Consider the following 14122-nt stretch of genomic DNA (forward strand, 5'->3'; position numbering starts at 1 on the left):
CGTAAGCCAAGAACATCGGGAGCCGGATGCGGTGAAAATCGCACGTCCGGTTCTAACTGAGAGGGGCGGGGAATAATATCCCCCCTCGACTCAACCAGATTGTTGTAGGATGTGCACCGCGCAGACAGAAGAGTGGACGAAGGGAATTCGCGCCTATACAAACAAAACCCCAGGAATGCGGGTTCAAGAAACAAGAGGGGGCGAATGGAATTCGCGCCTGTACAAACAAAACCCGCAGGAGTGCGGGTTGAAGAAAGGGTGGTTGAAATTACTTTATTGTCTTCCGTCGGCAGAGGCGGACATTGTTTGTCTGGGCGCGGTTTCAACCGCCGTCTTTGCGATCGCGGTTTTTTCTTTTAGTAGTTGCAGTGCAGCTTGATATTGTAAGTCGTCTTCAGTGCCAATTCGATCGCGCGCAATCGGTTCTAGCGGCACTGCGCGATCGGGCGAAATCCCCAATTTGTTAATATCCGTGTGGTTCGGTGTCTCGTACTTCGCAACAGTTACAGCCAACCCGGAACCGTCGGACAAATCAAACAGCGACTGAATCAGTCCTTTCCCGAAAGTCTTTTCGCCCACCAGTTGAGCTCTGCCGTTATCTTGCAGCGCACCCGCCAAAATTTCGCTAGCACTGGCCGTTCCCTTGTTCACCAAAACAATCAGCGGATCGCCAGTTAAGGCTTGTCCAGAAGCCTCAAAACTGCCGAGAATGCCTTGTCTGTTGACTGTGTAGACGATCGTCCCAGAATCGATCCACAGGCGCGCAATTTCAATCCCCGCTTGCAACAGCCCGCCCGGGTTGTTCCGCAAATCGAGAATGTAGGAGGCGGCGCCTTGTTTTTCCAAACGATCGATCGCATGGGCGACTTCTTCGGTGGCGTTAGCGCTGAATTGACTCAGGCGAATGTAGCCCAGCGGTAAATTGTCCGGCCCGGACTGCAATTCGGCATAAACCGGATTGAGAGCAATGCGATCGCGCACCAGCTCAATGTCTTCAGGAACCTCCCTTCCTTCGCGTCCCAAGGTCAAAGTAACAGGAGTGCCGATGCGGCCCCGCATTCGAGTTGCTGCTTCGTCCAGGCTCAATTCTGAGGTAGGAGTGCCGTCAATTTTCAAAATGCGATCGAGCGGTTGAATGCCGGCTTTATCCGCCGGCGAGCCCGCCAAAGGAGCCACTACTGTTAGGGTATTTGTCTCGGGGTCGATCGCAATTTGTAGCCCAACTCCCGTCAATTCTCCCGAAGTGTTGACCTGCAAACTGCGGTACTGTTCCGGTTTGAGCAGTCGAGTAAAAGGGTCGTCAAGATTTGCCAGCATCCCTTGAATCGCCGTGTAAGTCTGCTGTCTGTCGTTGAGCGGTTCCTTGACGGCTTTTTCGCGAATCGACCACCAGTTTTTCGAGTTGAAGGTGTCATCCACATAGGAACGATTGACAATGCGCCAAGCTTCGCTCAACAACTGCTGTTCTGGAGTTAGCGCCGCCGCCGGAAGAGCCCATGCGCCTAGAACCAGGACGACTTGGAGGAAGAAGATAATTGCTGTCTGGAAAACTCGTCTCTGCATGATTTTTTTGTCTCAAAGATAGGCAAGTATGGCATTTCCTGTATTTTAAGTTTGTAAGCTTTTAAGCTTTTGTGCAGTCAACTGTCCCGGAGACATTCAGGATTCATCATTGCCCAGCCGCGAACAAAAAATTAGTTAATTGTAACATTTAATCGCAAAATTAGTGAAGTTTTATCATGAATATTAAATTTTACCTCCCAGCCACCCTCTGGCGGACTCGGACTTTGCTCCTGGGCTGGGTTCTTGGCTGTATGCGAGCTTGGGGCGGATGTTGAGCTGGCAGAAAATGCTATTTGAGACGAAGGCAAAAGCATCGCTCCGTGAAATTTGTACAGCAATTATGTTACATTTTTTATCACAGTCTGGAATTCGATCGCGCAACGCCAGCGAGTAGGGCTCAGCTCTAGCTTGGTTTCCCAGTGCTCGCGGGCGATCGCACAAGAGATTTCCTTTCATGAGCTCCAAATTTAAAAATAGCCTCAGGCATTTGCTAGTAAAAGCCAACTGCTCGGCGCGGGGCGACAAAAAAACCTTGTGGCTGCTGAGAATGAACCTCAACCACAGCAATATTCTTTTAGGAATTCTGGCTCCATGTTTTCTAAACAAATCACCGACTCAAAAACCTTCCAGTGGTTTGATGAACGCCTGGAAATTCAGGCGATCGCAGACGACATCACTACAAAGTATGTACCTCCCCACGTCAACATCTTCTATTGCTTGGGCGGCATTACTCTAGTTTGTTTTCTAATCCAGTTTGCCACCGGCTTCGCCATGACTTTCTATTACCGTCCCACGGTAGCAGAAGCTTTTTCTTCAGTGCAATATCTGATGAATGAAGTCAACTTCGGCTGGCTGATCCGCTCCATCCACCGCTGGTCTGCCAGCATGATGGTACTGATGATGATTTTGCACACCTTCCGGGTTTACCTGACCGGCGGCTTCAAAAAGCCCCGCGAATTAACCTGGGTGACAGGAGTAATCTTGGCGGTTCTCACTGTTTCTTTCGGCGTGACCGGCTACTCTCTGCCTTGGGATCAAATCGGTTACTGGGCAGTTAAAATCGTTTCCGGCGTACCAGAAGCCATTCCCTTTGTCGGTTCTACACTGGTAGAACTGCTTCGCGGCGGTGTCAGCGTCGGTCAAGGCACTTTGACTCGTTACTACAGCTTGCACACTTTTGTGTTGCCTTGGCTGATTATCGTCTTCATGCTGGCTCACTTCTTGATGATTCGCAAGCAAGGCATTTCTGGCCCATTGTAAATTTTGAGTTGTGGGGGAGGTATTTTTTTGCCCCCCTGCGGAATTTTGGGTTGAAAATTCAGAATTCATCTCTCATCAGAAAATTGGGTTTGAAACCCCGTCCTTCCAGGACGGCTTTACAAATCTTTCAGTATAATTAAGGTGGTCCTTGACCCACCCGAGACGATGGATTCAGACAGCCTAACGAGCGAAGTCCAGTAAAACTGGTGGCGCAGACAAATCGGTAGACCGGGAAAAGAGGATAGGGCAATGGACAGTCCACCCCTAGAATCAACCAAAAAAATGAGAACTCCTTTTTTGGATTTCGACACACAAGAACCGCAAGGCTTGCGGGGATAGTCTGTGGAGCGAACGTAAGGCCATAAACTCGCGCCTAGGGTGGAGGCAGTTGCGATGAAGCAGAAACCTAAATCGTGAGGTTTAGGAATCACCGTCCGTTTTACGGCGGTGAGGATGTCAAGATATTTATTACGGTCAATACTTCGTGCGATCGCCCCGCTGATTCGGACTAACGAATACAGCGGAATGCCAGGCCCGGGCAAAACTAAAAGGAGAACACTCTCACTATGTCTATTATCAAAAAACCAGATTTGAGCGATCCAGAGCTACGCGCTAAGCTCGCTAAGGGCATGGGTCACAACTATTACGGCGAACCAGCTTGGCCCAATGACTTGCTCTACGTTTTCCCAATTGTGATCATGGGAACGATTTCTCTGTGCGTCGGCTTGGCTGTACTAGACCCGGCTATGATTGGCGAACCTGCCAATCCCTTTGCTACTCCGCTAGAAATTCTTCCGGAATGGTATTTGTGGCCTGTGTTCCAACTCCTGCGCGTTTTGCCTAACAAATTGTTGGGTATTGCTTGCATGGCCGGTGTTCCAGTTGGCTTGATTTTGATTCCGTTCATCGAGAATGTTAACAAGTTCCAAAATCCGTTCCGCCGCCCTGTTGCTACTACAGTCTTCCTTTTTGGAACTGCGGTAACTCTGTGGTTGGGTATTGGTGCTATTTTCCCGATCGACAAATCTTTCACGCTTGGTCTGTTCTAAGATTTAAGTTTGTTTGATTTTGACGCCCGCGGGTTTCCGATAAAGTGCTTTTGTACTGCTAGGAAACTTTCGCGGGCGTCATTTTATTTGGGATTTTAGACTTTAAACAGATCGATATAAAAAATACCAATTTTACATGAAGTTGCATAGAATAAAATATGTCATTTTCGATCTAGATGATACACTTTGTGATTATCAGAAAGCTAAAAAAAATGCAATCAGTCTTGTTAATCGAGTTCTTGAATCATCTGGCATAGATGTTAATCAATTTTGGAATAGTTATAGCTTGATAGAGCCTACCTTGTTCCGACAGTTTGTTAAGGGAATTATTTCTAGGGACGAGTATAGGTTGCGTCGCTATGCTGATGTTATACCAGGCGAACGCGAAAATCGTTTAGCGTTTTCTTCAGCACTAAATGATATTTATATGAAAGAGGCAAATCACGGAATAACATTATTTGATGATGTTATTCCATCGCTAAAAGATTTACGAAAAAAAGAAATTAATACCGCTATTCTTACAAATGGACCTTCCGACGGACAAAGGGACAAAATCAAGGCATTAAAATTAGAGGAATATATTAACAAAATTTATATTAGTGAAGAAATTGGTTTTGGCAAACCTAGCTCTAAAGTTTTTAAATTTGTTATAGATGATTTAAATATAGAACCATCACAAGTGTTAATGGTTGGTGACTCAATCGAAGACGATATCGAAGGGGCTAAGCAGCTTAAAATTAAAACAGTTTTAGTCGATCGAGAAGGAAAATATTTTGACTATAAAGGCACAAAAATTTTCGATCTATCAAGTTTGAAAGAGATGTTTGATAGCAATTTAATATGAAGCTGCCTCGAATAAAGATTCAAAAATGAAATTGTAAGAAGATAGCGAACAAATTTATTCAGGTGTGATTTGTTGCAGAACAAGATTCAGTCGTTCATGCAATTCCACAAGTGTCAGAAATACTTCTCCCTTGAGCGGTGCGACTGTTTTTTAGTTGTTGCTCGCTTGCTCTGTGCACTTTCTGCGATCGCCAGAATCAGTGTGCCATAACTCATGACCTCTCAACAGTATCTTTATTCTATAGCCTTTCAAGCTCTCATATCAGGTACTCATGGGCATGGGGCATAGGCCTCCGTGGGCATAGGGCATAAGACTAGCGGGCATACCTCACTTTTTTGAGAAAGGCTATATCTAACTTGATGTAAAATTGGTATAACTATATATCTGTTTCTTAATGTTTAGAGAAATCTTCCGGTTTTACCCAAGGGCAAACGGCATAAATATTAAGTTAACTATCGATCGATGCCGCTCGTACTAATCAATCAAAGACAATTGATTTTAAAGTTTAGCAACTTTTAGCAAAAAGTATCTTAATTATGACGAACCTAAATTTAGAAGGTGTCTTCTCATCATTTATGAACCCGGCACTGCATGAGTTTCAGACTTGGACTTTGGAAAATCCGACAGAAAGCCTCAGCAAAACGTTCCTGCCGATAATCAGTCTTATAGAAGGTTTAATTGCCAACGAACCCACCTATTTGCCAATAAAACGGCTGGCTTTCGGGGCTAATTTTTGCTGCGCGGGACAAGTCGTGATGGGAGAATTTGCAACACTGGAAGAAGCACTCACATCGCCTCAGGCGCGCGGATGGCGGCTGGGTACTTCTGTGCTTGATGCCGATCTCTCCCCCAACCAAGATGTCGGCGGTAGGAACCTTTTTCTGCTGTCTTTGTCCGATCGCGAACCAGACGGTAGCAGCAACCACGCAGCATTCCGAAGCTGTATGCAAAAATATCTCTTCAACAGCGCCACAAGCGATCGCCAAGAAGACGAAATCAGCAGGCGGTTGCTCGATCGCCTAGCCACCGATTATACCGAGATGCCGCACGGTGCGGGGGGAACATTTTTTACCGATGTCAGGCGCGGTTGGATGGGATTTTTAGTTCCATACCTGCACTACGTAATTTTTGGGATTAACCCAGATGACAAGTCTGCGATCGAACTTCTCACCGATTTACATTACATCCGCCAAAGCCCAGCGCACTACTTCGCCGTCGCGGGCAGCCTGCTGCAAAGCCTGAACCTGTTTGGACACGGGGATTTGTCGGCTTTAATCGAGCGCGCGGCGACTATCTACGAAAATTCTCCTGCCCTAGCCGACTTCGAGGTGAGCTCGGAAAACAACGGCATGACTAGGCGGGAATTGGCAAAGCTGATGACAGCAATTATGGGGATAGCGGGACTGCAAGGCCCCCTGCACCTAGGCTACACAGCTATGGGATACCGCCCTCTCCCGGCGTATAAAGGAACACAGACGGCTCAAATTAATCCGACTGAGTTTTGGGACGATCTCGATTTGGACGATCGCCAGTCGATCGAGCTTTTCCTGTTGGAATGCGGGCGCCTCTGGGCTCCCGTCAGCGCCACCCACCGAGTCGCGACAGAGCCATTTACCGCCACGGTAGGGGGCAGACAGCGCACTTTTCCCGCCGGAACCAAGGTACTGATACCGCTCAGTTTGGGGCATCTAGACGCGAGTTTCTGGGGTTCTACGGTGTACGAATTCAACGCTAAGCGCGAGAATTTGTGCCCTTATCATATGGGTTTTCATTCGGTGGGCGATCGGAGTGCGGGACGGATTTGCCCAGCTAAAGATATCGCACTGAAGATGCTGGTGGATGTCATTAGTACCGTTGGTAAAGTTCGGCGATCGTAACAGGCAAGATGCCTGTTCCACAACACATCAAATTGCTTGTGGAGTGGGCGTCCCGCCCGCCCTTAAAAAACACGCAAGATGCCTGTTCCACAACACATCAAATTGCTTGTAAAGTGGGCGTCCCGCCCGCCCTTAAAAAACACGCAAGATGCCTGTTACACAACGAACTCAAGGGGGTATATAACCAGAGACTAAATCACAATTTTTTAGAGGTTAAATAATACCATGTTAATTGAAACAAAGAAACTAAAAGACATCGCAACCTGGATGAAAGCAGAACATCCACCGGAGTTTCCAGAAGCCCTGCAAGGTATCTTCTTTATGGACGGGAATATTTTGCCAGACTATTGTCTGACGATGTACAATTCAGAATGGAATCCTGGCCAACGAACATTATTGCTGCGGATTTATGAACCAGTTGTCTGGACATTTCATTCATCAATGGCGGGACGGATGTTACTTTATGCCGTCAAATTTTCTCGCTTCAGCTACTTATTCCGCTTCTCGGATGCAACTTTGCAGCACGGGCACATCACGCCGATCGCGTTTGGATTGTCTGTACCGCCGTGGATTATGGATTTTTTGATCGATCGCGATCCGAACACTCCCAATGGGGATATCTGGGATCGCAGAAACTCGTTTTTCGGCAGAGCTCCTGAAAAAGGCTATACACTCCGCAGAGTTGTAAACAAAGATAGCAGCCCCACAGCAGCATTTCCTGATTTTCTGTCGAAAGTTGGCAGTGATTGTTTAATTATTGCTCAAGATTGAAAATATTTAGGACAACTTAGGTACGTAGTTGCGCTTCAGCGCTCTTTATAAGATTAGCAAAGAGCGCTGAAGCGCAACTACATACATTGATCGGCTATACTTTTCGTAGTTTTATATTTCCTATCCTGACTATAAAACCACGCTGATTCAAGAAAATATGTGGGGGTTAAGCTATGGTGGATAGTTTATCAATTCCAGAAGATTATAATATTTTCCTGCGGGAACTGAAAGAACGCATCCGCAATGCTCAAGTACGGGCAGCAGTTTCTGTTAACCGAGAATTAGTGTTGCTTTATTGGCAAATTGGACAGGATATTTTAAATCGGCAACAGCAGCAAGGATGGGGTACTAAAGTTATAGACACTTTGGCTGCTGACTTGCAAAAAGCTTTTCCTGAGATGAAGGGTTTTTCATCTCGCAATCTGAAATATATGAGGAGTTTTGCGGAAACTTACCCAGATTTTGAATTTGTGCAGCAGGTTGTTGCACAAATTCCTTGGGGCCATAATATCCGCATTTTGGATAGTGTGAAAGATGGGGTTGAGCGCGAGTGGTACATTCGCCAAACTATCGAGCAAGGATGGAGTCGAAATGTGTTAGTTCATCAGATAGAAAGTAGACTATACCGGCGGCAAGGGAAAGCTGATACTAATTTCTCTCGCACTCTGCCAAATCCTCAATCAGAACTGGCTCAACAGTTATTTAAAGACCCTTATAATTTTGAGTTTCTCAGTTTAGGTAAAGCAGCAAAAGAGCGCGATTTAGAGCAGGCTTTGATTGAACGTATCCGCGATTTTTTGCTGGAGTTGGGGGTAGGGTTTGCTTTTGTCGGGAGTCAGTATCACCTGGAGGTTGAAGGGGAAGATTTTTATATTGATTTATTATTTTATCATTTACGTTTGCGTTGTTTTGTGGTAATTGACTTGAAAGTGGAAGCGTTTAAGCCGGAATTTTCGGGAAAGATGAGTTTTTACGTTTCGGCTGTGGATGATTTACTCAAACACCGGGACGATATGCCGACTATTGGGATGATTTTATGCAAGAATAAAAAGCAGAAGATTGTGGAATATTCTTTGCGAGACATGAATAAGGCGATCGGGGTTTCGACTTATCAATTGCGGGAGACTTTACCGGAACAGTTACAGGGGAGTTTGCCGACTTTTGAGCAGTTGGAAGCTGAGTTAGAAGCGGTAGATGTGGAGATTGAGGAGGAGTTATGACAAAAACAATGGAATAATTGACGAGATGGCATTCGACAACATTTAACAGCACATTCCGACACTACGATCGCCCGAGTCACAGCAAAATTCCCGGAAAATAACCGAAATGGCGATCGCCATCTATGACATAGGTTTGTGTACAATCTAAAAAAACCTACGACAAAACTTGTGCATTCTATCAATTAAAATGAAACCAAAAAGTTCACTAACTCCTATTGCCACTAAAATCAAGAAATGGGTTCAAACAGCCAAGGAACTTGAAAAAACTCGATTTGCTATATCCATAACCAGACTGACAAGTATCAAAAGTTTGTGTACCGATCGAGTTGCGGCCGAAAAATTTGCGCTGTACATTTCTCAGCGAGTACAACACGAGATGAATCAAGCTACTTGTCCCGAACACTATACCGAGGAAGAATGGGAACAGCACAAACAGGTAATAGCTGAAGGAATCGCCCAAATGGAAATTTACCTAGAAAATCCTAGTAATGAAGGCGAGCAATCTATCCGTAAGTTATTGAGAACAATTAATAGCCTACAAGGAGACGATCGTCGTAATGTTGCCTGGGGAACAGTACATTTTGTCCGCAGTGGAAATTTACTAAAATTAGACTATGCACTGCGTTGTTTCACAGACAACGATTTTCCTTATTGGATCTATAAACTAGCTAAAGAATACGTAGAAAGTTATGCCCCGGAGTATGGTTCAGGTATAACTCCTAAATCTGTACCGATGTTGTTAGAAGTAGCAGAATTTTGGTGTCAGTATTATTTCTCTCAAAGTTTGAGTGAGAAATTTCCTGGTTTTGCCTAAAAGAGGATCCAGAGGATGACGTTTTGTACTCCACTGTCACGAACTCAGCAATACCAAGAGTCACTGCTAAAAACAACAAAACCTTCTCGTTTGAGAAGGTTTTATCACGATCTTTATCACAATCGGAGCGGCGGGATTTGAACCCACGACCCCTACTACCCCAAAGTAGTGCGCTACCAAGCTGCGCTACGCCCCGACAGCTTTAACAGCTTAGCATAGAATCTCAGAAAAAGTCAAAAAACTTTTAAAACTTTGGTTGCCTGCACCAAACTCGGAACCGCAGCCGCCGGCCAAAAACCCTCGCACCTCCTACCAGCATTCAAGATCAACTGCACGCTGTAAGCTTCGGGATAGCCTTCTAACTGCACCCACAACAAGTCGCTTTCGGCTTCAATGGCGATTTTTTCCTCGTCCATTAACTCAGAGGCCATTTGACTCATTGTGGCGGCTAATTGTCCCAACAACCGGCAAAAATCGTTTAACTCGGCTTCGGTGAGTTCGATCGCCCAACCTTCCCCAGCCACCAAACCCTGAAACTCTTCTGCGTTTGGGTTCCATCCCAAACGCCAGCCCGCACCAGTCTTAATTACACGTTCCATCTGGCGATTTTAGATTTTGGATTTTGGATTTTAGATTGATTAGGTGATTTTATGGCTTATATCATGTCCAGTCGATTACGATAACAACAACGGTTCGTAGTGCGGACTTCAGTCCGCACTCCCGCTGCGGACTGAAGTCCGCACTACGAACCAATCTGTTTATGCCGAAAAGACGCGTTACACCAGGCAGATTAGCCAAAAACCCGGTTTCTAGGCCTCCTTCAAGCTTACGGTGTCAGCAACTTTGCATCTCCCGGCTGTGGCTGGGGTATTTCCGGGGAAGTCGATCGCCCTTTTGGTGTTTCGCCCGCCGCCGGTGTGCGCGATGGCCCCGAATTCTCGGTAAAAACATCAACCAAAGCTTGAACCAAAGCATCCCGCTGTTTTCTATTTAAACTTTGAATAGCAGCGCGATCGCGTTCCATAGGATTTTCTCGCAAAACATCTTTTCCCGGATACACGCCTTCCACCAAATAATCGGGAGTCGCCCCCAGATAGTCAGCTAAACTCAACTTCCAATCAAAACGGTAATTCGGCGGCCGTCCTTTAACAAACACATGATATCTAATCAAGCGCCCGACTAAAGTATTGTTGGGATCTACTTTGCCGGTTTCCTTAGAAATGTAGTTATTCTCGATCGGCAAATCCGGCACTTTTTCATACACCAATTTCCACGCATCTTGCGCCCTCAATTGCTGTGGCGCCGATTGTTGAGCAACCAGTCCTCTAGACCCAGAACCACGCAGCAGCGAAGGTTCCAAAGCCGACACACTTAATTTACCCGATTCCAATACCCCACTCAAAAGCGTAAAAATCGCCACACTCAAAGTAACTAACAGAAAACTGAAGCCCAGCTTGAATTTCTTTTTCACGGTTTTGACAATAATTTCAATTCAAAAATAGAATAATTTCCTAAACTCACCTACCAGCCTATATCCTAATCTCTCATCTTAGGATTTACGAAAATCAACCCGGTTGGGAGCATCCCGATTTGGTAAAAAGCGTTTCTTCGCAGTGCGAGCGTCCCGCTCGCTTGCGTATATAGATGTAACTTGCTTGCGTATATAGATGTAACTTGGTCTCCGGCTAGCACTCGTTTGAAAGCTAAAAATAAACCGGATTTTTCTGCCAGTCGCGCCAGTCTGGTTGAAGAAAGTTTTGAGTTTTGAATTAACAAAAATTGTTGAAATTCACCACTCAAAACTCAAAACTCCCCAAGTCTAGATATCCCCGATAATTTCCGGCTGAGTGAGTTCGTCCGACATCTCAAATATCGCCCGCATCACAGGTTTCATCATTTGATGGTCGTCCATATTGTCAAAATCTTCATAGCGACGGCGTTTGGCGCGGTTCGCCACTTGCACCGTAATCCGATAGCGATTGGATGCAGCACCGATCAACTCTTCTGCCCGACGGGTTAGCTGAGTTGAATCGAAGGTTGGACGCTTAACCATGAGATTACCTACTTTATCTAATGTTACATTCTAGTCTAGTATGCGAAGATTCAAAATTACTAACTGAGTATCATTGCTTATGCAGGCAACAACAGCCTATTCCTTTGGTCACTTGCATCAGGTAAATTCTCATCCTCTCAAATTGGTTGCTTTCGGCGACAGTTTAATCTACGGTTTCGGCGACGGTGTAGGCGGGGGTTGGGTGGAAAGATTGCGGCGACAGTGGATGTTAACGGAGAGTGCAGGACACGTTTTATACAATTTGGGCGTTCGGGGCGATCGCACGTATCAAGTCGCCCAGCGCCTCGAAAACGAGTTTCGGCACCGGGGCGAGCTCAGAAACCGCGTCCCGGATGCCATCATACTGTCGGTAGGCCTCAACGATACGGCGAGAGTGCAATCGCCTACTGGGCGCAGTTATACTGATTTTGAACATTTTAAAACTGTTTTGGATAATTTGTTAAATTTATCGCAACAACTTTGTCCGGTGATATTTGTCGGGATGGTGCCGGTGGATGAAAGCAAAATGCCTTTTCAAGATTGTTTGTACTACAATCACGCTGACCAATATCGCTATAAAGAAGCCACAAAGTTAGCTTGTTTGGAACGGGGAATTCCCTATTTAGATATTTTTGATAAATGGATCGATCGCGGTAATATTTGGTGGCGTTCTTGTCTGACTTCGGATGGTCTCCATCCCAATGAAGTCGGTTATCAATGTTTATTTGAAGATGTGACAAGTTGGGAACCGCTACTCGCTATTAGTCATTAGTTATTAGTCTAGGTACGTAGTTGCGCTTTAGCGCTCTTTTCAATTAGTCATTAATCTAGGTACGTTGTTGCGCTTCAGCGCTCTTTCCGATATCCCAAAAGAGCGCTGAAGCGCAACTACATACCTTGCTCTAGGTACGTTGTTGCGCTTTAGCGCTCTTTCCGATATCCCAAAAGAGCGCTGAAGCGCAACTACATACCTTGCTCTAGGTACGTTGTTGCGCTTCAGCGCTCTTTCCGATATCCCAAAAGAGCGCTGAAGCGCAACTACATACCTTTTACGTACCTTTATAAGTTCCAGGTAGATAAGGAAGATAAGCAACATAAGGATTTTAAGGAATTTAAGCATTTTAAAATCGACCAACCAGCATAAAAATATTTATTTTAAAAGACCGTATCTTCCCCTCGCCACAAATAAAAGCATTTAATAATGATGACATCACTGAGCACAAGAGCAAGCTAGGCAAGAATCAATCAACGATAAATAGCCGGACAAAGGCTTGCTTTTTTCTCAATAAAAAACTTGTGTAAATTGGAGAATCAAAAATGTCTGTATTTCAACGCATTAAATTCGGCACATCTGTTATATTAACATTGGCAACTGTTGCCGGAACCGCAGCGCCGATGCTGACTCCTGCGCCTGCTTTTGCTCAAACAGCTTTTTCGGATGTTAGTAATAACTATTGGGCGAAAGACTTTATTCAAGATTTGTCAGAAAGAGGAATTATTAAAGGATTTCCCGATCGCACTTTCCGCCCGGATGCACTGGTAACGCGGGCGGAATTCGCGGCAATGATCCGTTCTGTGAAAAAGGCGAAAACTCGCGCTGCTATAGGTTTTGTCGATGTTCCGTCTAATTTTTGGGCGCGGGGGGCGATCGCCGAAGCTTATGAAATGGGATGGATGTCTGGCTACCCCGGCAATGTTTTCAGGCCATCACAGCAGATTCCTCGCGTTCAAGTTGTAGTGGCTTTAAATAACGGGCTGGGTTATGAGCCTGCTTGCAATTTTCAAGATGTTCTCAGCTACTATAATGATGCGGGTGAAATTCAAAGTTATGCTGTGAAAAGTGTGGCTGCTGCTACTGAAAAACAGTTGGTTGTCAGCTATCCCAATCCTAAATCCCTGAAGCCAAACCAGTCAGCCACGCGGGCGGAAGTAGCTGCTTTTATCTATCAAACATTAGTCAGTACCAATCAAGCAAGAGCAATTAATTCTCCTTACATTGCTAAGATTGATATTGGCCAGAGTGTTGCTGTGAAAATCCCCAGCGGGGTGACTATTCCCATCGAGTACGCCAAAGGCAAAATTTTGCTCGCCCCCAATGACAAGTCTCCGATTACGCTGACTGTGGCTGCGGATATCGCAGGAAGTAATGGCAAGGTTATGATACCCGAAGGCTCGAAAATTAGTGGCGAATTGCGATCGACTGCTGAGGGCGTTCAGTTTGTGGCGCAAGAGTTAAGTATCATCAACGGTAGCAGAGTTCCTCTGAATGCTACTTCGCAGGTGATTACTCGCAAAGAAACTGTGACTAAGGGCGTGAATGTTGGTAATCTGATTAAGAACACGGCTTTGGGTGCAGCAGCGGCGGCGGCGATTGCGGGAGTTACGGGCGATCGGGCGATCGCCACTGAAGAGGTACTCGGCGGCGCAGGAGTCGGTACTTTGGTTGGGGTATTTTTGGGTCGAGATAAAGTCGATTTGTATGCTGTTAATCCCGACACTGATTTAGATTTATTGTTGAATTCTGACTTGGTATTGGGTACTGCAAATACAGGCATTTGTCGCGCTCGATAAAAGGAATTTCCGCAACGAGCAATATGCGGGATGTAGCGAACGTAACGGATGTAAGTGATGCAGGCTGAACTCAGAAACCGGGTTTCTTTGGAGATTGATT

The 14122-nt window shown here is 45.7% G+C and carries 14 protein-coding genes and 1 tRNA gene; 9 read left to right on the forward strand and 6 right to left on the reverse strand.

Translation table 11 applies throughout. The features are described 5' to 3' along the window. Window positions 1-273: 273 nt before the first annotated feature. Together ctpA and JGK07_RS29145 are read right to left on the reverse strand one after the other, a co-directional pair. Complete coding sequence (ctpA, locus tag JGK07_RS29140; protein WP_293195996.1) at window positions 274-1563, reverse strand: carboxyl-terminal processing protease CtpA; 1290 nt, start codon at window positions 1561-1563, stop codon at window positions 274-276. Between the two features lie 183 nt (window positions 1564-1746). Then, window positions 1747-2019 (reverse strand): hypothetical protein, encoded by a 273-nt coding sequence (locus JGK07_RS29145; protein WP_293175028.1) that lies wholly within the window; start codon window positions 2017-2019, stop codon window positions 1747-1749. A 135-nt stretch (window positions 2020-2154) separates the two neighbouring features. Between JGK07_RS29145 and petB the strand changes: the two genes are divergently transcribed. From petB to JGK07_RS29180, 7 genes are all read left to right on the forward strand, one after another. After that, window positions 2155-2823, forward strand: a complete 669-nt coding sequence (petB, locus tag JGK07_RS29150; RefSeq protein ID WP_293175031.1) for a cytochrome b6 — start codon at window positions 2155-2157, stop codon at window positions 2821-2823. A 566-nt stretch (window positions 2824-3389) separates the two neighbouring features. Then, entirely contained in the window at window positions 3390-3872 is a 483-nt protein-coding gene (gene petD, locus JGK07_RS29155) for a cytochrome b6-f complex subunit IV (protein WP_293175034.1), read from the forward strand. A 136-nt stretch (window positions 3873-4008) separates the two neighbouring features. Beyond that, window positions 4009-4716 carry an HAD family hydrolase gene (locus JGK07_RS29160; RefSeq protein ID WP_293175037.1) on the forward strand — a complete coding sequence of 236 codons (708 nt, stop codon included), beginning with the start codon at window positions 4009-4011 and terminating at the stop codon, window positions 4714-4716. Between the two features lie 536 nt (window positions 4717-5252). Next, window positions 5253-6593 carry a cytochrome 450 gene (locus tag JGK07_RS29165; RefSeq protein ID WP_293226299.1) on the forward strand — a complete coding sequence of 447 codons (1341 nt, stop codon included), beginning with the start codon at window positions 5253-5255 and terminating at the stop codon, window positions 6591-6593. A 225-nt stretch (window positions 6594-6818) separates the two neighbouring features. Next, a complete protein-coding gene (locus JGK07_RS29170) occupies window positions 6819-7364 on the forward strand; it encodes a hypothetical protein (protein WP_293175043.1) in 546 nt (181 codons plus the stop codon). A gap of 173 nt (window positions 7365-7537) precedes the next feature. Further along, window positions 7538-8584, forward strand: coding sequence for a PDDEXK nuclease domain-containing protein (locus JGK07_RS29175; protein WP_293175046.1), 1047 nt, complete (start codon window positions 7538-7540; stop codon window positions 8582-8584). Between the two features lie 187 nt (window positions 8585-8771). After that, on the forward strand, window positions 8772-9398 hold the full coding sequence (locus JGK07_RS29180) for a hypothetical protein (protein ID WP_293175049.1): 627 nt from the start codon (window positions 8772-8774) through the stop codon (window positions 9396-9398). A 122-nt stretch (window positions 9399-9520) separates the two neighbouring features. Here JGK07_RS29180 and JGK07_RS29185 read toward each other — a convergent pair. From JGK07_RS29185 to JGK07_RS29200, 4 genes are all read right to left on the reverse strand, one after another. Next, window positions 9521-9594, reverse strand: a tRNA-Pro gene (locus JGK07_RS29185). Window positions 9595-9631: 37 nt separating this feature from the next. Further along, complete coding sequence (locus JGK07_RS29190) at window positions 9632-9997, reverse strand: DUF1818 family protein (protein ID WP_293195992.1); 366 nt, start codon at window positions 9995-9997, stop codon at window positions 9632-9634. A 227-nt stretch (window positions 9998-10224) separates the two neighbouring features. Next, window positions 10225-10869: a hypothetical protein gene (locus JGK07_RS29195; RefSeq protein ID WP_293175085.1), complete on the reverse strand. Its 645-nt coding sequence runs from the start codon at window positions 10867-10869 to the stop codon at window positions 10225-10227. Between the two features lie 348 nt (window positions 10870-11217). Then, the gene (locus tag JGK07_RS29200; protein ID WP_293175087.1) at window positions 11218-11451 is read right to left on the reverse strand and encodes a DNA-directed RNA polymerase subunit omega; all 234 of its coding nucleotides are present in this window, start codon (window positions 11449-11451) and stop codon (window positions 11218-11220) included. A gap of 79 nt (window positions 11452-11530) precedes the next feature. Between JGK07_RS29200 and JGK07_RS29205 the strand changes: the two genes are divergently transcribed. Together JGK07_RS29205 and JGK07_RS29210 are read left to right on the forward strand one after the other, a co-directional pair. Beyond that, window positions 11531-12223, forward strand: coding sequence for a GDSL-type esterase/lipase family protein (locus tag JGK07_RS29205; protein ID WP_293175089.1), 693 nt, complete (start codon window positions 11531-11533; stop codon window positions 12221-12223). Between the two features lie 545 nt (window positions 12224-12768). Further along, complete coding sequence (locus tag JGK07_RS29210) at window positions 12769-14022, forward strand: S-layer homology domain-containing protein (protein ID WP_293175091.1); 1254 nt, start codon at window positions 12769-12771, stop codon at window positions 14020-14022. Window positions 14023-14122 lie beyond the last annotated feature (100 nt).

This window comes from Microcoleus sp. PH2017_24_DOB_U_A (assembly GCF_020738205.1).
Classification (GTDB): Bacteria; Cyanobacteriota; Cyanobacteriia; order Cyanobacteriales; family Microcoleaceae; genus Microcoleus.

Coding starts and splice junctions, on each gene's coding strand:
- ctpA (WP_293195996.1), bottom strand. CDS start 1,563: ATGCAGAGACGAGTTTTCCAGACAGCAATTATCTTCTTCCTCCAAGTC.
- JGK07_RS29145 (WP_293175028.1), bottom strand. CDS start 2,019: ATGAAAGGAAATCTCTTGTGCGATCGCCCGCGAGCACTGGGAAACCAA.
- petB (WP_293175031.1), top strand. CDS start 2,155: ATGTTTTCTAAACAAATCACCGACTCAAAAACCTTCCAGTGGTTTGAT.
- petD (WP_293175034.1), top strand. CDS start 3,390: ATGTCTATTATCAAAAAACCAGATTTGAGCGATCCAGAGCTACGCGCT.
- JGK07_RS29160 (WP_293175037.1), top strand. CDS start 4,009: ATGAAGTTGCATAGAATAAAATATGTCATTTTCGATCTAGATGATACA.
- JGK07_RS29165 (WP_293226299.1), top strand. CDS start 5,253: ATGACGAACCTAAATTTAGAAGGTGTCTTCTCATCATTTATGAACCCG.
- JGK07_RS29170 (WP_293175043.1), top strand. CDS start 6,819: ATGTTAATTGAAACAAAGAAACTAAAAGACATCGCAACCTGGATGAAA.
- JGK07_RS29175 (WP_293175046.1), top strand. CDS start 7,538: ATGGTGGATAGTTTATCAATTCCAGAAGATTATAATATTTTCCTGCGG.
- JGK07_RS29180 (WP_293175049.1), top strand. CDS start 8,772: ATGAAACCAAAAAGTTCACTAACTCCTATTGCCACTAAAATCAAGAAA.
- JGK07_RS29190 (WP_293195992.1), bottom strand. CDS start 9,997: ATGGAACGTGTAATTAAGACTGGTGCGGGCTGGCGTTTGGGATGGAAC.
- JGK07_RS29200 (WP_293175087.1), bottom strand. CDS start 11,451: ATGGTTAAGCGTCCAACCTTCGATTCAACTCAGCTAACCCGTCGGGCA.
- JGK07_RS29205 (WP_293175089.1), top strand. CDS start 11,531: ATGCAGGCAACAACAGCCTATTCCTTTGGTCACTTGCATCAGGTAAAT.
- JGK07_RS29210 (WP_293175091.1), top strand. CDS start 12,769: ATGTCTGTATTTCAACGCATTAAATTCGGCACATCTGTTATATTAACA.